The organism is Acidobacteriota bacterium (assembly GCA_016196035.1).
Classification (GTDB): domain Bacteria; phylum Acidobacteriota; class Blastocatellia; order RBC074; family RBC074; genus JACPYM01.
Genome location: JACPYM010000010.1, coordinates 1 through 19,310, shown reverse-complemented (window position 1 = coordinate 19,310; position 19,310 = coordinate 1). Strand labels below are relative to the sequence as shown.

General features: G+C 57.7%; 10 protein-coding genes. 1 reads left to right on the top strand and 9 read right to left on the bottom strand.

Translation table 11 applies throughout. The annotated features are described in order from the left end of the window. Positions 1 to 18 precede the first annotated feature (18 nt). From HY011_03825 to HY011_03785, 9 genes are all read right to left on the bottom strand, one after another. Complete coding sequence (locus HY011_03825; GenBank protein MBI3422042.1) at positions 19 to 600, bottom strand: orotate phosphoribosyltransferase; 582 nt, start codon at positions 598 to 600, stop codon at positions 19 to 21. A gap of 1,646 nt (positions 601 to 2,246) precedes the next feature. Continuing rightward, entirely contained in the window at positions 2,247 to 3,140 is an 894-nt protein-coding gene (locus HY011_03820) for a dihydrodipicolinate synthase family protein (protein MBI3422041.1), read from the bottom strand. A gap of 126 nt (positions 3,141 to 3,266) precedes the next feature. Then, positions 3,267 to 4,439, bottom strand: a complete 1,173-nt coding sequence (locus HY011_03815) for a mandelate racemase/muconate lactonizing enzyme family protein (GenBank protein MBI3422040.1) — start codon at positions 4,437 to 4,439, stop codon at positions 3,267 to 3,269. Between the two features lie 10 nt (positions 4,440 to 4,449). Beyond that, a complete protein-coding gene (locus HY011_03810) occupies positions 4,450 to 6,408 on the bottom strand; it encodes an FAD-dependent oxidoreductase (GenBank protein MBI3422039.1) in 1,959 nt (652 codons plus the stop codon). A gap of 232 nt (positions 6,409 to 6,640) precedes the next feature. Next, on the bottom strand, positions 6,641 to 7,897 hold the full coding sequence (locus HY011_03805) for a Gfo/Idh/MocA family oxidoreductase (protein ID MBI3422038.1): 1,257 nt from the start codon (positions 7,895 to 7,897) through the stop codon (positions 6,641 to 6,643). Continuing rightward, complete coding sequence (locus HY011_03800) at positions 7,898 to 8,722, bottom strand: FAD:protein FMN transferase (protein MBI3422037.1); 825 nt, start codon at positions 8,720 to 8,722, stop codon at positions 7,898 to 7,900. After that, a complete protein-coding gene (locus tag HY011_03795) occupies positions 8,694 to 9,998 on the bottom strand; it encodes an MFS transporter (GenBank protein MBI3422036.1) in 1,305 nt (434 codons plus the stop codon). The genes HY011_03800 and HY011_03795 overlap by 29 nt, the downstream gene beginning before the upstream one ends. Positions 9,999 to 10,104: 106 nt before the next feature. Then, complete coding sequence (locus HY011_03790; protein ID MBI3422035.1) at positions 10,105 to 13,665, bottom strand: carboxypeptidase regulatory-like domain-containing protein; 3,561 nt, start codon at positions 13,663 to 13,665, stop codon at positions 10,105 to 10,107. Between the two features lie 117 nt (positions 13,666 to 13,782). Next, positions 13,783 to 14,472, bottom strand: coding sequence for a GntR family transcriptional regulator (locus tag HY011_03785; protein ID MBI3422034.1), 690 nt, complete (start codon positions 14,470 to 14,472; stop codon positions 13,783 to 13,785). 626 nt (positions 14,473 to 15,098) lie between these two features. Between HY011_03785 and HY011_03780 the strand changes: the two genes are divergently transcribed. After that, a partial coding sequence (locus HY011_03780; GenBank protein ID MBI3422033.1) for a VCBS repeat-containing protein occupies positions 15,099 to 19,310 on the top strand: 4,212 nt, incomplete at its 3' end.

The window sequence follows — 19,310 nt, the reverse complement described above, 5'->3', positions numbered from 1 at the left end:
CTGAGGCCGCGTTCGCGGTCACTGCCTGCTTCCCGGCTTGATCGCCGTCGAACCTTCTTGGCACAACGGACACTCTTCCGGCCTCCAGGTGGGCACTGCCAAGACTGCCAGGGCATGGCGCGGAACGCCTAAATCCACCGCGCCGCCACTGCGATCAATCAATGATCCCGCCCCGGCCACGATGCCGCCGAGTTGCGTGACCAACTCCATCACTTCGCGCGTGGAACCGCCCGTCGTCACCACATCTTCCACCACCAGGCAGCGTTCGCCGGGCTGGATGGCAAACCCGCGTCGCAGTTTCATGCCGCCCTCTTGCCGTTCAGTAAAGAGCGCGCGCAGCCCCAACGCCCGCGCCGTTTCATGCGCCACGATGACGCCGCCCAGCGCCGGAGCGACGACCAGATCAATGGCCCCGATGCGAACATCGGCTTGCGCTTTGGCGGCTAGGGCCGCGCAAAGCCGCTCGGCAATGCGCGGCTGTTGCAGCACCAGCGCACATTGCAAGTAACGCGGACTATGCAACCCGGAGGTGAGCAGAAAATGCCCGCTCAGCAGGGCGTGATTCGCTTCAAAAATTTGCAGGACTTCTTCATTCGTCATCATTGTTTGTTTGGGTTCGGGTTTGTTTGGGTTCGGGTTTGTTTGGGTTTGGGTTTACCTGTCGAGAGAGATTGAATTTCCGTCACCGGATTATTCCATAGGTCTTCCGCATGAAGAAACGTTTGGCGCACGGCAGATTTGGTGGCGCACTCTCTGTTGCCTGTGTGGCGACCAGCGCATGCGGCTTCAGTGATAGAGTTGTACCCATCTGTTGCCTGTCGCCATTCGTTGTCGCCATTCGTGGACAGCGACAACCGCAGATGTCTTTCATCGTGGACAGCGCTGGGGCTTGTCAGCAATTCGTGACGCGCTCGTTACGGCACTGCTTTCCTAAGACGCTGCGAAATCCACACCAAAAATCCAGTCATTGCAGCAATTGCCACATTTTTCAAAACCGCAATGCAGCTTTGGCAAGCGCTGGCACGGTCGTTGCTCTATGGTCAGGCACAAGGGATGAACAAAGTAACGGCGAGACAAGATTTTTGAAGTCCCTTGCAACCCGGCATCAACAACAATGCCAAGATTTTTACCAGGCGGGAGGGGCGTGAGAAGCTGCTCGATGCATAGCGTTAACCTCACCAACAGCGCAGGCGTCTGACGCGCGGCGCGCTCTTCCCGATTCGCACGAGTTTATTGCTCATCACTCCTCTCGGTTTCGTAGTTACCAGTCAGAGTTAAGACACGGGGGTCGGATTTTGACGGGCAACTACGCTTTATCAGTTCGCAGGTTACGCCACTTGGGTTACGGGGCACACTGGGTGACGCAACCTGCGGGCTGGTTCCTTTCTCTACTTGAGTTGAGTTTCAGAGCACACGATTTACCATCACTCCTCTCGGTTTGTAGCTGTCAACTTTGAATGACACGGGGGTCGAATTTGGGTTGGCAGCTACATTTTAAGATTCGCAAGCGGTGTCGTCCGGGTTACGGGGCACATCGGGCGGCACCGCTTGCGGATCGCTCATTTTTCCGATGGAGTCGAGTGAAGCAACGAGTTTTTGTCACGGCTTTTTGAATTTCGGTTTTCTCGATTGTGCAGTTGCAAGCTGGAAAAGACACGGGGGTCGGATTTTAGCTGGCAATTGCATTCTTCGATCGCTGGGCTGCGTCAGTTGGATAACGGGGCACATCAATTGACGCAGTCCGCGGTCGAAACCTATCGAACCACAGTTATCACTCCTCTCGGTTATAAACCGTGGCGGCTGGCTGAAAGAAAGACACGGGGGTCGGTTTTGGTCAGCAATCACGGTTTTCAGAAGCGCAAGTTGCGCCGCTTGGGTTACGGGGCACACTGAGCGACGCGGCTTGCGCTTCACTTATTTCAGACCGGTTGAGCCGCACATCGTGACCAACAAGTTTCCTGAAAATAAACTCTACAATTCGTTTCTGACATGCTGTAGTTCCCCACTGCACTGGCCACGTCAGGCAACCGACATCCCGTCCGGTATGCCCGTAGCTCTGAGGCCCGCCACCTGATTCCCTTTTCCCGCAACACAGGACTCTTCCCGCATTAGAGTCCAGGGCCTCAAACAACGAACTGTTCGCACTTCGGTGCGAATCGGGTCCTCACCCCAGCAACAAAATAGGCCGTTGGTAATTCCCTTGGAATGCCGTCGGCCTATTGCTGTTTTTGAGGTGGGGTAAGCCGCTAGCCGCACCCTATGTCTTCGGTCAGTTGTCGCAGTTCTTCAACCCCAGTCCCATCCAGCGTGCGCGTCGGCGGACGCACTGTCGCGTGTTTAATAATTCCGGCGGCTTTCAGATTGTGCTTCATCGCCGAGACGCCCAGCCCCGGTTGCAATTCAAAGCGAATCAGCGGCAAGTGACGATTGAACGCGGCGCGTGCTTCCTTGTATTTACCCGCCAGAAACGAATCCCAAACCTTGACGAACATCGGCAGCATATCGCTGCCCGGCATTGTGCCGCGCGCGCCGCGCTGCAACTCTTCCAGAAAGAACTGCCCGTTCAAGCCGCCGAAAATCGTCAGCACGTCGCCACAGACCTGTTTCACTTCGCTCACTTTCAAGGCGGTCGGCGGCGCTTCGACTTTGGTGTAGCGCACGTTGGCGCATTCCCTGGCCAGCCGCGCCATCTGGGCCGCGCTGATATTCACGCCGGTCAGCAAGGGCGCATCCTGAATCATGATCGGAATGCTCACGGCAGCAGAAATCGCCTTGTAATAGCCAATTAGGTCATCAGCCGCAGGCTTCAGAAAATAGGGCGGCAGAATCATCAACCCATCCGCCCCAGCGTCCTGCGCGGCTTTTGAAATTTGCACGGCGACGTGCGTGCCTGTATGCCCAGTCGAAACGAAGACCGGCACGCGGCGCCGCACTTCTTTGATAATCAGCGGCAGCAGTCTTCCCTTTTCGGCTTCGCTCAGCGCATAACCTTCGCTGGCGTTGCCGAAAATCGCGATGCCATGCACACCGCATTCAATCAAGTAATTGATCAACCCGAGCTGACTTTGCTCATCCACTTCGTAATGTGCATCGAAGGTTGTCAGCGCAATCGGGAAAATCCCTTGGTAAGGCTCACTCATTCCAGCCAGGCTCCTCAGAAAATGTCCGACAAGCTGCCAGCTTGTCGTGGTCTGCGGAAGAGGTGCAACTCAGAGTCCGCGACGAGCTGGCAGCTTGTCGGACAGCGGCACCACGCTTTTCATCGGTTATTTCGCAATGAAAGGCAGCAATTTTTCTTCGTCAATCTCAACGCCGAGGCCAGCGCCCGCCGGGATGCCCACGACGCCCTGGCCCACGGGCAACGCAGTCTTCAGCAAGCTCTCGGCGACTTGCCAGACCTGGGGATTGCATTCGACATACAACAAATTCGGAATTGAAGCGGCGACGTGCAAGGCCGCCGCGATTTGCACACCCAGACCGATGCTGACGTGAAAGGCGATAGGCACATTGTGCAATTCAGCCAGCGCCGATAGTTTCATGCCTTCGGTAATGCCGCTGCGCCCGATGTCAGGTTGAAAGATTTCAACCGCGCCCGCTGCAAAGAAGGGCTGCATCTCCCAACGTGTGCGGTAGCTTTCGCCAATGGCGATGGGCGTCTCAAGGCTTTCGGCCAGCCGCGCATGCCCGGCGACATCTTCGGGCTTGAGCGGCGCTTCAAACCAACCGGTGCCGCGCACGTCAAGCTGTTTGCCAAAGCGCACCGCTCGTGCCGGATCGAAGCGCCACAGCACATCCACAAAGATTTGCGCCTGGCCGCCCAACACCGCCCGCAAGCTGTCAATCAGCCGCAAGGTCGCCTCCGCTTCGCCATCCATAAACAGCTTGAAGGCCGTGAACCCGCGTTCCTGAAAGCCGCGCGCCTGCTGAATACGCGCTTCGTCATCCACGCCCGATAGCCCGGAAATGTAGGCAGGCAGTTCGTCTTTGAACGGCCCGCCCAACAAATCGCAAACGCGCGCCTTGAGCGCCTTGCCCTTGATGTCCCACAACGCCATGTCAATGCCCGCGATGGCGTCCACCAGAAACGATGTCGTATGCCCACGCACGCGCATCGCCGCGTACATCAACGACCACAACTTTTCGTGCGCCAGCGGGTTTTCGCCCAGCAGCAGCGGCGCCAGAATCGTGCGAATGATGGTGCAGACGACTTCGGGCGCGACGGGCGCTTGCGCTTCGCCCCAGCCGATCAGGCCGCTGTCGGTGGTGATTTTGATCAGCGCGGTTTCGATCCGCGTTGAATAAATCGTTGGGTAGCTCGTTGCCCAGCGATAAGCATTGTCTGATTCCACCAGCGGCGTGGGCGAACCGGCCGTGCCGCGTGCCGTTGTGAAGTCGCGCGGAATTTTGACCGCATAGGCGGTGATGCTGGTGATTTTCATTCCCGCCCAATTATGCGTAACAGCGCACCTCAAAAATGCGCGCCAGCTTGTCGCCGTTGGTTTCGTTGACGTGAATGCGCATGCGTTTGGCCGCGACCGGCGCGAACTGATGCCGCCGCAATCGCTGGTGATTGCCTTTCACGCTGACCAACTCCGTCCACTCTTTCCCATCATCGGATTGGTACTGCACTGAATACCGCTTAACGGTTTCAGGCTGCGGCGCGCGAATGATGCCCTTGTTGGCCTCCGCCGAAGACGACAACGTCAGTTCGCGAATGAAACCGGAATCAAAGATGAGTTGAAGCTGTTTGATTGTTTGCGGCTTGTCCCAGGCTAATTCCAGCCAGGCCCCATTTTCGCCCAGCGACGCGGCCCATTGGTTGTCATACCCGGGCAAAATGCGCGTCCAGCCGTTCAGCACGTTGGCCGCTTGGCAATTCGCATCTTCGCCCGAAGCCGTCACGGCGGCGGTGCGCGCCAGATCAAGCGGGTCTTCGTTCTTCACGCCCTTGATGGACTGATCGTCCCGCAGCAACGTCTGTTGGTAAGCTTTCAACTTGGCCTTGTCTTCATACAGGCCACGCGGCAACAGGCCGTGTTTGACGCACAACGCGGCAGCGGTGCCAACGGCCTGCCCTTCGACGGCGCAAGTGCCCATCACGCGCGTTGAACTAAACGCTGTGTGCGTCGCGCTGATGTTGCGCCCGGCCATCAGCAGATTGCGGACGTTTTTGCTGTACAAGCTGCGAAACGGAATGTTGTAGACGCCCGGCAGTTTGATCGAAACGAAAGGCGGCAACTCCGGATTTTCAAAGCCCGTCGGCGGATGCTCATCCAGATTCCAGCCGCCAATGCAGACGGCGTCTTCAAATTCGCCGTTCAAGCCCATCAAATCCATTTGCGTCAGCATGTGATCACCGACCAGGCGGCGCGCTTCGCGTTTGCCGGGCAGCATGCCGACCCAATCCATCGCCCAACTGGCCGCAGACGGATACTTGCCGGAGTTTTTGATGTAACCCCACACACCCATCACGATGCCCAGCAATTCAAAGCGAATGCGTTCGTTGTCACGGATCGTGTTGATATGGCCGCCCCATTCGATCCACCAATAGCCGTACTCCCATGAATTGATGCCGCGCGCTTTCAAATCTTTTTCGGTGATCTTGCGCGCCCACTTCGGTGGCGTGAAGGGCATCGGTTTGCCGAAATCGCGCGAGGTGAACAGGATGCTGCAACCTTGCGTTTTGTTATCGGCGGTTTCGGGCGCGAGCGATTCGCCGTGCTGTGCGCGAGCTTCGTGGCCGACGCGATATTCCGCGCCTGCTTCCACACCCAGGCGGCTGTCGCCCGTGCAATCGGCAAACAGTTTTGAGGTGATGCGATAAATGTGTTCCGTGCGGTCGCAACGCGCCTGCACGCGCTGGATCAGACCGTCTTTGACTTCGGCGTTATAGAGCGTGGTTTCAAGCAGCAAGGTGATGTTCGGTTCGCTGACGACTTTGTCATAGAGCAGCAAGTCCCACAGTTCCCAGCAGCGTTGCGGATTGTTCGCCGCGTCGTCCAAACGAAATTCTTCCAGTAAGCCACCTTCGCGCCAGCCGGGACGCCCCTTGTGATTGTTCGCGCCGACGACGTGCATTTTGATCTCGCTGGACGAGTTGCCGCCGAGCCGCGAACGATCCTGCACCAGCACGACTTTGGCGCCGTGCCGCGCCGCGCTGACCGCCGCCAGCACACCCGCCAGACCGCCGCCCGCGACCAGCACGTCGCAATTCAATTCGACCAACTTCATATTGCGTTCGAACGGCGCGGCGGCAAGATTGCCCGTGGGCGCGAGGCGTTGCATTTCCTGCCGAATCTCCTCAGCGGAGCGCTTATCCTGCGGATCAGCCAGCGCATCCACCTTGATAAACATCGAATAGCCGGTCGCCCCGGCAGCAGCGGTCGTTAAAAAGTCTCGGCGTTTCATTGTGTCCTCACTTGCGGTGAAATTTTCTCCCACGAAGTGACACGAAGTTTTATTTCTCTCTTCGTGTTCCCTTTGTGTGCTTTCGTGGGCAGATTATTTCTTGCGGTAAATAATTCGGGGCTGGCAAGGGAACACACGTTCAGAGTTCACGCTTCAGCGTGTTTGCGGGCCGCCACTCACACGCTGAAGCGTGAACTCTGAACTGCCGTCACCGGAAAATTTACCGCAAGAATTATTTTGGAAACTCAACCCAGCCGCCGCTCTCGACAGACTGGTTAGCTATCAGAATCGTCGCGCAATCCAGCAGCCCGACATTCACATCACAGATCGTTTTCTGATCCTGGCGGCGCACGTGGTCAATGAACGCTACCAATTCATCACGCGTGTCGTTGCCTTCGGCGATGTCAATTTCAAACGGCGCGCCGCGCTGCGCCCAGGGGTCGTTCGACAGCTTTAGCGTCTTGCCTGCGGTCACGACGGCGGCGTTGGCAGCGGCGGCTTGTTGATCTTGGCCGCCTTCCCAACTGACCGCATCGGTGCCCTTTTCCTGATAGAGCAACCCCTTGGCGCTGGTCAGATACAAGCTGCCTTTCGTGCCCATAATCAATTCCGACGCACCTTCGTAAGCGTTGTTGCAGAGCGAAGTGTAATTTGCGCGCACGGTATAGGCTTTGCCCGCCGGGTCTTTCAATTCGTATTCGTACAGGCAACTGATGTTGTCATAGACCTCGCGCCCATCGCGGAAGTATTCAATGCCGCCCGCAGCAATCACGCGTTTGGGGTGCGTGCCCAGAAACCAGTTGACGACATCCATCTGGTGACTGCCGAGTTCGGCCATCAACCCGCGCGATGACGCCTTGTACAAGCGCCAGTTCAGCCGCCGCTCCAGCCGCGTCCAGTTCGCATCGCTTTTCGGCACAGGCACGGGCCGCCGCCACGAATTGTTGCGATGCCATTGCGCTTTGATGGAAGTCACCTGGCCGATCATGCCGGCGGCGACCATTGCCTGGGCCTGTTTATAAATCGCATTGGCGCGGCGTTGCAGGCCGACTTGAAAGACGCGCTTGGACGCCGCGACCTGCGCGGCCAACCGTTTCGCTTCGTCCACGGTGTAACACATCGTCTTTTCCAGAAAGACGTCGCACCCGGCAGCAAGGCAAGCGGCGGCGATTTGGTAATGCAGAGAAAGCGGCACGGCGATAGCGACGGCCTGCGGTTTCAAGTCGTCCAGTAACTTGCGGTAATCGCTGAACGGTTGCGCCTGCGGCCCGGCGTATTTCGTGCCCTGTTCCAGATGCGGCGGGTAATCGTCGCAAACGCCGCAGAGCGTCACGCTCTCGATGGTTGTCAACGCGCGGATCAAATCTGACCCGCGTCCGCCGGTGCCGATCACGGCCACACGCACGGGCGGCTCATCGGCGCGCGGCAACGCATTGGCCGTCAACGCGGCCCCAGCCGTTCCCAAAAAGGTTCTGCGCGTGAGGGTCATTCAGGTTTCCTTTAACCAACAGACCGTGCCGCTCGGTTCAAGCCAGCCCACAGCCAAATTCAATTCTGCGTGAGCGGCCAGATATTGCGCCGCCGCCGCGCGCCCCATCGCCAGCAAGGCGGTTGAAAAGACTTCGGCCTCTGTGGCGCTTGCCGCCAGCACCACACAGGCGTCATCGCCGTTGAGTGCCGCGCCCGTCAGCGGATTTACCACATCGGATTGCGCCTGCCCCACGTGCCGCACGGCAGAGCAGGACAGCGCGCGCTCGGCCAAGGCAATGCGCCCGGCGCTGTGTTCGGGCGTTTGCGGATGCCGCAACGCAACGGGCCAGGCATCAGCGCCAACCGCCAGCACGGAACTCGCGCCGCCGTGCAACAGCGCGCTCGTCACGCCGAAGCGTTGCAGAATTGCGCGGCCACAATCCAGCGCATAGCCTTTGCCCACCGCGCCCAAATCAATATACGCCTCCGCCGGCGACAACCGCACCGAACCGGTTTCCGCTTCCAGCGCTAACGCCGCGCCTTTGGTCACATCAAAGTATCCGCCGGTCAACACGCGCGCCTGTTGACAGCGTGCGAGCAGCGCGAACAATTCGCGATCAACACGAATTGGTTTGCGTGCCGCGTCACGATTGAGGCGGGCGATTTCGCTGCGCGGGTCAAAGCGTGAAAGCGTTGCGTCCAAGCGCTGAATCTCTTCCAGCACGGCAACGGCGACGGAATCCAGATGTTCCGCGTCCGCACCGCGCAAGAACAGTTCAAAGCGTGTGCCCATCGCTTCACAGGCGCGCTGGCAATCAATTTTGTACAACGCTTGGGCTTCCATCTGGAATCTCAGGCGCGGGCCGCACTTCGCCGAACAACACCGCTTCGCCGCGCACCAAGCGATGCGTGCATAGGTACGCCAGCGGATGCAAAATCCCCATCACCAGCAACAAGGGTTTGTAGCCGTACCACGCGATGATGTAACCGGCCAGCGGCGTGATGATCGCGCCGCCAATGCCGCCGCCCATCGCCACAATACCGTGGACGGTACCGATTACCTGACGCGGGAAGATGTCCACCGTCAGCGTCACCAAGTTGGTCTTCCAACTGGAATGCGCAAACAGACTCAGGCTGATCAACGCCATCGTCAGCGGCATCGGCGGACGCCAGACCAGCAGTATGCCAAGCGGCATCAGCAACGCCGACCACCGCATCACGGTCTGGCGCGCCTTGACGATGCCCTGGCCGCGCACGATCAGTTTGCCCGAATACCAGCCGCCGAAAATCGAACCGACATCCGACACCAGATACGGAATCCACAGCACCAGTCCCATCTGTTTGTTCGTCAGGCCGCGCGCTTCGGTCAGGTATTTCGGCAGCCAGAAAAGATAAAACCACCAAACCGGATCGGAAATCACGCGGGCTAGGATCAAGCCCCAGGTTTGCGGATAGCGAAAGAACTGTCGCCAGCCAGGCTTGGCCGCGCTGTTGGCGGGCACCCCTTCATTGATCAACGCCTTCTCTTCTTCCGTGATCAGCGGATGATCCTGTGGCAGATGATAAAACCATTGCCACGCCAGCACCCATAACAAACCAACGCCGCCGGTGATCAAAAACGCGTAGCGCCAGCCATAACTCGCCGCCAGCCAGACGACCAGCGGCGGCGTCAGTATCGCGCCCGTCACGCTGCCCGCCTGCACCAGACCGTTGAGCGTGCCGCGATCTTTGGGCGGGAACCATTCCGCCGCGACCTTTTGCGCGGCAACGAAGTTGGCCGATTCCGCCGTGCCTAACAAAAATCGAAACGCGCCGAAGCCAACCGCGCTGCTGACCGCCGCGTGCAACATCGCCGCCAGCGACCACCACGCCGCCGCCAGGCTAAACACGCGCTTGGTACCGTAGCGATCCAACAGGAGGCCTGCGACGATATACATAGACGTGTAGGGAATCAGAAAGGCCTGTGAAATCCAGCCGTACTGAATATCCGTCAGATGCAATTCCCTGGTCAGGGTCGGCGATAGCACCGCTAGTGTTTGCCGGTCAATGTAATTGATGACCGTACTCAGAAAGACCAGCCCGGCAATCCACCAACGCAGGTTGTTGACTGGCTTGTTCATTCGGTATGAAGCAATTCTACCGATTCGTCTCTTCTCTTGTTTAACCAAAAGGGAGATAGCCATCGCAAGGCGATTTCTATCTCCCCCCACTGACAAAGAAATGCGCTTAGAAAATCAATTTCAGCCCAAGCTGCATCAAGCGCGGATCGCGCGAACCGGTGATGCGCCCAAACGCATCATTGTTATTCTGCCCATTCGGGCCTGCGCCAAATGATGTATTCGGTGTGCCCAGGTTGACGTGGTTTGGCGCGTTGAACGCTTCGGCGCGGAATTGCAGCTTCAGCTTTTCGGTGATCCTGAAGGTCTTGAATACGGACAGATCAACGATCACCGCGCCCGGATTGCGGAACTGGCTGATCGCGCGCGGCGTGTTGCCAAAGGTATACAACGCCGGATTCAGAAACGCCGCCGTGTTGAACCATTGCACGCCGCGTTGCGGGTTGGCGTCGGTGAATCCGCTGGGCAATTCCAAGCTGCCAACCCAATCGGGACGATTCGCCAAGCCGTTGTTCGCGCCGCGCACGACCAGCGGCGTGCCCTGCACAATCGTTGTGATAGTGTTGAGTTGCCAGCCGCCCAGGATGTTGTTCGCCACGCCATTTTTGAAATCGAAACGTTTGCCTGCACCGAAGGGCAGTTCAAACAATCCACTCACCACCAGCCGGTGCGGCACATTGGAGGGGTCTTCGGCGCGTTCGGCGCGGCGGTTGTACAAACCGTTTTGGTAGCCGAATTCGTTGCCACCTTCCGAGCCGATAAAGTTCAATCCGTTGTAGATCGAATCGCTGATCAGCTTGGCGAAGGTATAGGACGCCAGCAGCGTGAAGCCTTTCGAAAAACGCTTTTCGGCTGACACTAACAGTGCGTGATAGATGGAGTTGCCTTGATGCGGCGATTGCACGGTGATGCCGCCGACATAAGGAAAGGGGCGTATCGCCTGCGCTTGTGTGATGGTCGCGCCGCCAAACGCACCCGGTACTTTGCCCACAAATGGATTGGCCACGTTGTTGGTCAACTGACCCGCCAACCCGAATTGCCGCACCAGCGCCGGATCAGCCTGATTCAAATCGTAATTGCCCGTCAGCAGATGCGTGCCGTGGTTGGCCGAATAGGCGACTTCAACCAAAAAACCGCCGCCCAATTGCTGTTGCAACGACAGATTCCATTGCTGCGACATGGGCGTGCGCGCAATTTGTTCGCGGAAGGAAGTACTCGAAGTCGCAAACAGATTCGGCCCCAGCTTCGCGCCTTGCGGCTGGTTGGGAACGAAGGGGAACCCGTCCTTGAATTGGAACGCCGTCAGCAGGTTGTTGCCATTCGGCGGATTGTAGGCGGTCGAGGTTCCGGCAAAGCCGTTGGTACTGTCGAAATTGCCCACATAAAACGAAAACACCGACGCCATAAAGATGCCGTACCCGCCACGCACGACGGTTTTCTGATTGCCGCGCACATCCCACGAAAAGCCTACGCGCGGGGCCAGGTCGTTTTTATCAGTCTCAGAGAAGGTGCGCCCGTAATCCACACAGGCGTATTGCGTCGCCCCTTTCAATCCGTTGGTCGGATTGGTCACGAACGGGTTGAACATCGAAGTGCCACAACGCCGTTCATATGGTTGTTGCTGATAATCGTAACGCAAGCCCAGGTTGAGGCTCAGATTGCGGCGAATCTTCCAGTCATCGTTGCCGTAAAATCCATAAGCTTTGCCGACTTCGGATTCGCCCAGGTGCGTCGTCACCGACGCGCTGCCGACTGTGCCCAGCAAAAATGTGGCAAATTGATTCCCCGTGTTGATGCGATTGCCGGCCACGGGCGCGGCGTTATCGGTAAGCGTGGTCGGGAAGTTGAACGAACCTGAAGGCGAACTCTTTTGCAGATTATTGGCTTGTGTCAGCCGTGATTCGGTGCCGAATTTCAGCGTGTGATTGCCGCGCAACCAGGTCAGCGAATCAAACAACTGCCAAACCGAGCTGCCGCGTTTGCCCACGGTGCCGGTTTGAAATCCGGGCAAGCCGTTGCTGACCGCCGGGAAGGTGTCAGGCGGCACGATGGCGGGCAGCCCAAGTTGTTGCGGCCAGCCATCACCCGCGCTGGCGACTTTGAAATCGAAGATTTGCCGCGCCACGCCCAGGCGGATTTCGTGAATCAGATGCGGCGTGAAGTTATGCAAATCGGTCAGCACTACGTTATGCCCACGGAAGGGATCGAAGCGCTGCCGGATGACTGGGTCAGGATAAAGATTCGAGGTGCCCTGATCGGTGTACTGCTTATAAAACGAATAGCGCGCCGTGAAGTTGTTCTTTTCGGAAAAGCGATGGTCAAAGCGCGCGGTGTGATTGCTCAGCGTGCGCTTGTTGCTGACCGCGCCGAAGTAATTGTTCAGATTGGTAAAGGCATTGTCCGGCGTGCGGTTGGGCAGCGGATAGAATTTCAGGATGTTCTTTGAGACCGGATCGAGGCGGTTGGCGGGAATGATGTTGTTCGGAAATGGATCGCGCAGAAACCCATTGCCGCCCGGATTCGCCCGCGTCGTCACCGGGTCGTAAATGATGATCGGTTTGCCGGTCGCATCGGCCAGTTTGGAAAAGTCGCCGTTGCGAAACGCCTCGGTCGGCAGCGTGTAAAAACCCGAAGCGTTGGTCACGAAGCGATAGCCTTCGTAGTTGTAAAAGAAAAAGCTGCGGTCGCGGCCGTCATAACCCAGCGGCCCAAACACTTTGCCGGGCAGGCGAAGCGGCCCGCCAATCGAACCGCCGTACTGGTTATAACGCAACGGTTGAATCGGTCGTACCGCGCGGTTATTCGCCCACGAATTGGCGTCGAGCGCGTTATTGCGGAAGAATTCATAGAGCGTGCCGTGATAGGCATTCGTGCCAGCTTTGGTGACGAGGTTGACCACGCCGCCCAGCGTGAAGCCGTATTCCGCCGACATCGTGTTGGTCTGGACTTTGAACTCCTGCACCGAATCTACGTTCGGGTTGATATTCACGTCAGGCACATACGCATTGACGCTGCTCAGACCGTCAACCACCAGATTGTTCGCGGCAAACGGGCTGCCGTTGATGCGAATAAAAGAAATCTGGGTACCGCGATCCGCGAAACCGGAAGCCGTCGGCCCAATGCCGGATTGCACGGCGGGCGCGAGCAACACCAGGCTGAGCGCGTTGCGGCCATTGACCGGCAATTCTTCCACCCGACGATTCTCAATGACCTTGCCGAAAGTCGCGGTCGTGGTGTCTACCAGTGAAGCCTGGCTGCTGACTTCGATGGTTTCGCTGACCGCGCCGGTTTCGAGCGTCAGGTTGATCTCGGCGCGCTGATCCACTTCCAGCGTGATGCCGCTGCGCAGGGCTTTTTTGAAACCTTGCTTGGTGACGGCCACGGAATACGCGCCCACCTGCAAATTCGGCGTCACATAATTGCCATCATCGTTGGTAATGGCCGTCGTCACCACATTGGTCGCCGTGTTGGTGATCGTCACGGTCACGCCCGGCACGACCGCGCCGCCGGCATCGGTCACCGTGCCGAGGATGGTGCCGCGTCCGCGTTGAGCCAGTGCCGTGGAACTGAGCAGCAAAGCCAGCAGCAACATTGGCAGCAGCATTGACAGCCCTTGGGACAAGCCTTTAAGTAATGCTCGCCGATGGGAAACGAGGTGGAACAGCTTCATCTTGTGCCTCCATTGGTGGACGCACAGCAAGCCCGGTTTCATCGGGGCCGCCACTCGCCAAAGTACGCTCCCGGTTGAAACCGCCTGCTGCGCGTTGCGTTGAATTGATGGGATCGGTTAGGAATCCTGCTTGATCGAACGTTTTACTTCTGCCAGCAAAGAAGCCCCGCCACGTTTGAGATGTTCGCGGATGGCGCGCGCCACGGCCCCCGCATCTTTTTGTTGTAAGGCGCGCACGATGGCGCGATGTTCCTTTTGTTCCTGCGCGACGCGCTCCACCCAGCTTTCCGAACGATAATGAATGCCTGCGATTTGAATGGGCGTGCGCAAGCGGTGATACATCTCGATCAGCTTGCGATTGTCTGCGAGTTCAACCAGCAACCCGTGAAACTGAAAATTCAATTCCAGATGACGGCCCACATCGGTTTGACTGGTGGACTGCTCCATCTCGGCGATTAGCTTGCTTAACTTTTCGAGGTCAGCTTTCTTGATGCGCTCGACGGCGAGTTCACCCGCCAGCACCTCCAGCGCACAACGCACGGCAAAGGTTTCTTGCAATTCGCGCGGATCAACCCGGCTGACAAAGGTGCCGCGCTGCGCCTGCACATCCAGCAAGCCATCCACCGCCAAACGCCCGATGGCCTCTTTGACCGGCATCTTCGAGATTTTGAGCCGCTCAACCAGTTCTTCCAGATTCAACCGCTGGCCCGGCGCAAAACGCCCCGTCAAAATCTCACCGCGCAAGTAGTCGTAAACCTGATCGCTGATTCTCGCTTTATTGATGATGAAAGGTTCCGCCGTCGCCATGTCGTTTCCCTTGCAAACCTGGCTTGCTCCAAATCCAAAATTCAGCAGTACATATTTAAGCAGCTAATATATTAGCTGCTTAACCGTTCTGTCAATTGGCGCGTGTGAAAAAGATCCGCTGTAAATTTTTCAGCAGGAAGCAGGGTTGCGAGCTACACCGCGCTTTCCAGCGACACAGACAGCCACCTTTGAATGTTCCGCCGGGACACACGTGGTTCACGCCAGCACCGCACTGCCAGCGCCACTACGCTGACAGGCAAATTTTACTTGCCGGTGTAACACCCAACGAAGTAACAGAAACGCAGTGGTGGAAACTACTCCGACTGCGTAAATTTTTCCAATTGACAGACGAGTAACATAGGCGTATAAGCCAGCCCAATGCGTTGTGCACCCAAGCCGTGTAACGCAGCAGGCAATTCAACAATTCGGGCCAAACAACTTTTAACTTAACCTGTTCTTTTTCGCTTCTGTCTCAAATCCGGCACGGTAAGCCGGAGGTTATTGCATCAGCAAAAGTAACATTGTGTTATCGGGCAGCAGCTTCGCTTGTGCCTATAGAGGTCGAAGTGTAACTGCCGCGAGTAACATAGATTGTTCTCGTCAGTCTTTGCCAAGGGGAGTGAGTCATGCGCCAACGCCAATTTCGTGCATCCGCCACACAAAACACTTTGACCGCCTTGTTGATCGTCAGTCTGTTTTACGCGCCGCTGCTGGCCCTACAGCCCAAAGCCGTCCGGGCCGCCACGCCCAAGAATCAGCTACATCCACGTAACTTCAGCCCCCCCCCGCAGTTAGCAGCATTGGCCTTGGTTTGGCGCAAGCTGACCGGCCTGTTTCAAACAGGCGTCAATCTGGACACTTTGCGCGGCACGACACCCGCCGCGCCCAATGCGTATCAGCCAGGCAGCCGGCCCGACGCGAGTTATGAAGACCCCAAGCCGGTCAATGCGAATAGCTACGACAATTATTTGACCGCCGCGGTGCAACCGGATAATGCGGCGGGGCCGGTCGGCGCGTTGCCCTTGCAAGCGCCTGATCCGACGGTGAGCAACTCGGTCACGGGCGGCCTGTCAGTGGATTTATTGCAGCGGCGCTTTAACCTCAGTGTGCCCGTCTTGAATCTGGCCGGGCGCGCGGGTTTGGGGGTGGGGTTGGCGTTGAGTTACAGCAACAACCTTTGGCAAACCAGCAGCGCCGGGACGACCTTCAATGTGGATCACGGTTTTCCGGCGCCGGGCTGGCGCTTGGGCTTTGGGGCGATTCAATTCCGGGGCGCCGGTAATCAGTTGTATGCCAATGGCGTGACGGGCAAAGCCAGCGCGATCTATCTGGCCCCGGATGGCACGCGGCATGACTTGGCGGTGGATGGGCCGACGACGTTGTTGGAAAGTTATGACGGCACCTATTTGCAGTTCGATCAAACCAGCCATGTTTTGAGCTTCCCCAATGGTACCAAGGTACTTTTTGGCGACAGTTCGATGTCGTCCGGCAACTATGATTTTCTGTTGCTGCCGACCAGGATTACCGACCGTAATGGCAACTACCTCACCATCGTTTACAAGACGCTGACGTTTGTGACCGGCAACGAGCGCAAGGTGCTGGATTCTGTGACGGACACGGCGGGACGGCGGATTGATTTTGAGTACACCGACAATCGCCTGACCGGGATCAAGCAGGAGCGTCCCGCAGGGGCTTTTTATTTCGTGCGGCTGGATTATGCGCCGGTGACGTTGCAAACCAATTTCGGCGTGACTGATCCGGCGTTGTCGAATAACCCGCAAGTGTGGCTGCTGTCACGCCTCAGCTATCCGACGGGCGCGAGCATGCGGTTCACCTTTAACAGCTACGGGCAAATTGCGGGAATCTCCAAATGGACGCCGGCGATCGGGCAAGAGAATGCCCGGCAAGTCGCGTCAACCGTGTTTGGGTATGACACATACTATGCGCCGACGCTTTTGCTCTCGCGGACGGAGTGGGCGGAAAACTGGCAAGGTGTGACTTACAACTATATTCTCGGCAATTTCGGACGGGGCGTGACGGATAACAGCGAACGCACATATCAAGCGATCCTCAACGGGTTGACCACGGAGTTGCAGACCTATCAATACGGCGCGGACAATTATCTCAAGCGCGTCATTACCACCTATCAACAGGACAGCGGGTTATCCTATCGTTCCAATCCGCGCGTGGTGGCCTCGGAAATCTGGGACCTGTCGGTCAGCGGGTCGCCGCTGATCCGCAAAAGCAGTACGGTGTATGATCAATTTTATGGGATGTGGTTGCCGGTGCGGCAGAACGACCAACCGGAGAGTGGTGGCGGTGTGTACCGTTACACCGAAACGACCTACCTCAACTATGATCTACCGCCCTTGCCGGGGTTGCCTGAAACGGCGACGCGCATGCTGGGCTTGCCGTTGCAAGTGTCGGTATTTAAGGGCAATGGTACGCTGCTGTCACGCGTGCAAAACGTTTATGACCAGACCGGCAGCTATACTGATTCCAACAATCAGGTAGCCGAATACTTGAAAGACGAACCGGGTGTGATTCAACACGAGAATGCCTACAGCAACACCTTTACAACGCGCGGCAATCTGACCAGCGTGGTGCAAACCAATGTGGCCGATACCAACCAAACGCGCACCCTCAAGCGGGTCTTTTACGACACCAACGGCAACCTGCGCGGCGAAGCCGACGCGGCAGGCAATCGCAAACAAATTGATTACGCGGACAATTATGCAAACAAACCGGCGAACGTAGGGCCGACGCACGTGTACCCCTTCACGACGACTGACCCCGCTTTGTTCAAGTCCGGCGGCTGGTACGACTATTACACGGGCAATGTGCGCAAGACGTTCAACATCCCCAGCGGTACTCAGTGGCAACAAGTGGTCGAGACTGAGTACGACGCTGGCACAGATCGTCCGAAAAAGACGACTCGACCTGATGGTGGTTTTGTCGAGACCCATTACTGGGACAACCTGTTAGTCGTCGGGACAAAGCAACAGATCGAGTCGGGTAAGGTGCGCTTCAAATGGGACTTGATGGACGGTGCGGGCCATCCATTCAAAAAAGCCAGCGACCACCCGGACGCCGTGAGCGGCAAATATGCCGGGCAGTTGTTTGCCTACGACAAATTGGGGCGCGTCAAAGATTCGTCCAACGTACTGGCGATCAATGGCAGCTTTGCTCCTGCGGCGGAAGACGCCTCGGCCAGTTGGCTGTTTACCACGATCAGTTACGACACGTTTTCGCGCATGATCATGGCCAAGAAGCCGGATAACAACGAAGTGCATGTGGATTATGAAGGCTGTGGCTGTGCGGGCAATATGAGCAAGCGTGTGACTGATGAGTTGGGCAATTACACCGAAACCAAGACGGACACTTTTGGCCGTTTGGCCGAAGCCGTGGAACCAAACGGGCAGGCGTCGGATGGCGTCTATAGCAGGGCCGTGTACAGCTACGACGAGTTAGACCGGCTGACAATGATTACGCACACGGCGACTTATAACGCCGGCAACCTGCCGACGCAGACGCGCACCTTCGAGTATGACGGTTATGGGCTGCTGAAAAAGGAGACGACGCCGGAAGCGGGCGAGGTGAACTATACCTACAACACGAATGATTTGCTGGCGTCCGTGACCAACGCCAACGGCAAGACGACGACCTACACCTACGACAAACGCAATCTGCCCACGACGCTGGCTTACAGCGACGCGACGCCGGGCGTGGGTTATCAATACGACGAGTATGGCGCGCGCACCCGGATGACCGATGGCGAAGGGCAAACGAATTACGCCTATAACAGCTTCCGCCAATTGCAGAGCGAGACGCGCACCTTCAGCGGGCTGGCCGGGAAAGTCTTCGGGCTGAGCTATGCCTATAATCAGGCCGACCAGGTCAAGCAGGTGGTCTATAGCGGGCAGAATAGCGGCGGCGCGGCGGCCCCCAACGAAACGTTGAACCGGACGGCTGAAAAGAGCCTCGCACCCGCCAGCCCCACAACGTTGCCCAAGGCGGATGGCACATTGAATTCAACCGCCACGGTCAATGCGGCGCTGCTGGTGCAAGCGGCCAAAGCGGATTTTGACGGCGACGGCAAGAGCGATATTTCAGTCTGGCGGCCCAGCGACGGCAATTGGTCGGGCGATTATGACGGCGACCACAAAACCGACCTGGCTGTCTGGCGGCCCGGCGACGGCAATTGGTATATCAAACGTTCGTCGGATGGCGCCTACCAGGTGATTGCCTGGGGCACGGCGGGCGATGTGCCGGTGCCGGGCGATTATGACGGTGACGGCAAGACCGATGCCGCCGTCTTCAGGCCCAGCGACGGCAATTGGTATATCAAGCGTTCGTCTGACAATGGCTATCAAATCACAGCCTGGGGCCTGGCGAGCGATTTGTTGGTGCCCGGCGATTATGACGGCGACGGCAAGACCGACATCGCGGTCTGGCGGCCCAGCGATGGCAACTGGTACATCAAACGTTCGTCGGACAATCAGCCGCAAATCACCCAATGGGGATCGAGCGCGGCACAATTCAACGATCAACCCGTGCCCGCCGATTATGACGGCGACGGCAAGACCGATCTGGCCGTCTTCCGGCGCGCGACGGGCGACTGGCTGATTCAAAAAAGCTCGAATGGCGCGACGCAAATACAAGCCTGGGGTGTGGGCACAGACCTGCCGACGCCGGGCGATTATGACGGCGACAGCAAAGTTGACATCGGCGTCTGGCGGCCCAACAACGGCACGTTTTATGTCTTGCGTAGTTCGAACGGCACCTATCTGGTGCAAGTCTGGGGACAGGCGGGCGACATCCCGATTTTGTCGAGCGGG

Bases quoted from the DNA above. Each gene is read 5' to 3' on its own strand.
- HY011_03825 (MBI3422042.1), bottom strand. From the start codon at position 600: ATGACGAATGAAGAAGTCCTGCAAATTTTTGAAGCGAATCACGCCCTG.
- HY011_03820 (MBI3422041.1), bottom strand. From the start codon at position 3,140: ATGAGTGAGCCTTACCAAGGGATTTTCCCGATTGCGCTGACAACCTTC.
- HY011_03815 (MBI3422040.1), bottom strand. From the start codon at position 4,439: ATGAAAATCACCAGCATCACCGCCTATGCGGTCAAAATTCCGCGCGAC.
- HY011_03810 (MBI3422039.1), bottom strand. From the start codon at position 6,408: ATGAAACGCCGAGACTTTTTAACGACCGCTGCTGCCGGGGCGACCGGC.
- HY011_03805 (MBI3422038.1), bottom strand. From the start codon at position 7,897: ATGACCCTCACGCGCAGAACCTTTTTGGGAACGGCTGGGGCCGCGTTG.
- HY011_03800 (MBI3422037.1), bottom strand. From the start codon at position 8,722: ATGGAAGCCCAAGCGTTGTACAAAATTGATTGCCAGCGCGCCTGTGAA.
- HY011_03795 (MBI3422036.1), bottom strand. From the start codon at position 9,998: ATGAACAAGCCAGTCAACAACCTGCGTTGGTGGATTGCCGGGCTGGTC.
- HY011_03790 (MBI3422035.1), bottom strand. From the start codon at position 13,665: ATGAAGCTGTTCCACCTCGTTTCCCATCGGCGAGCATTACTTAAAGGC.
- HY011_03785 (MBI3422034.1), bottom strand. From the start codon at position 14,472: ATGGCGACGGCGGAACCTTTCATCATCAATAAAGCGAGAATCAGCGAT.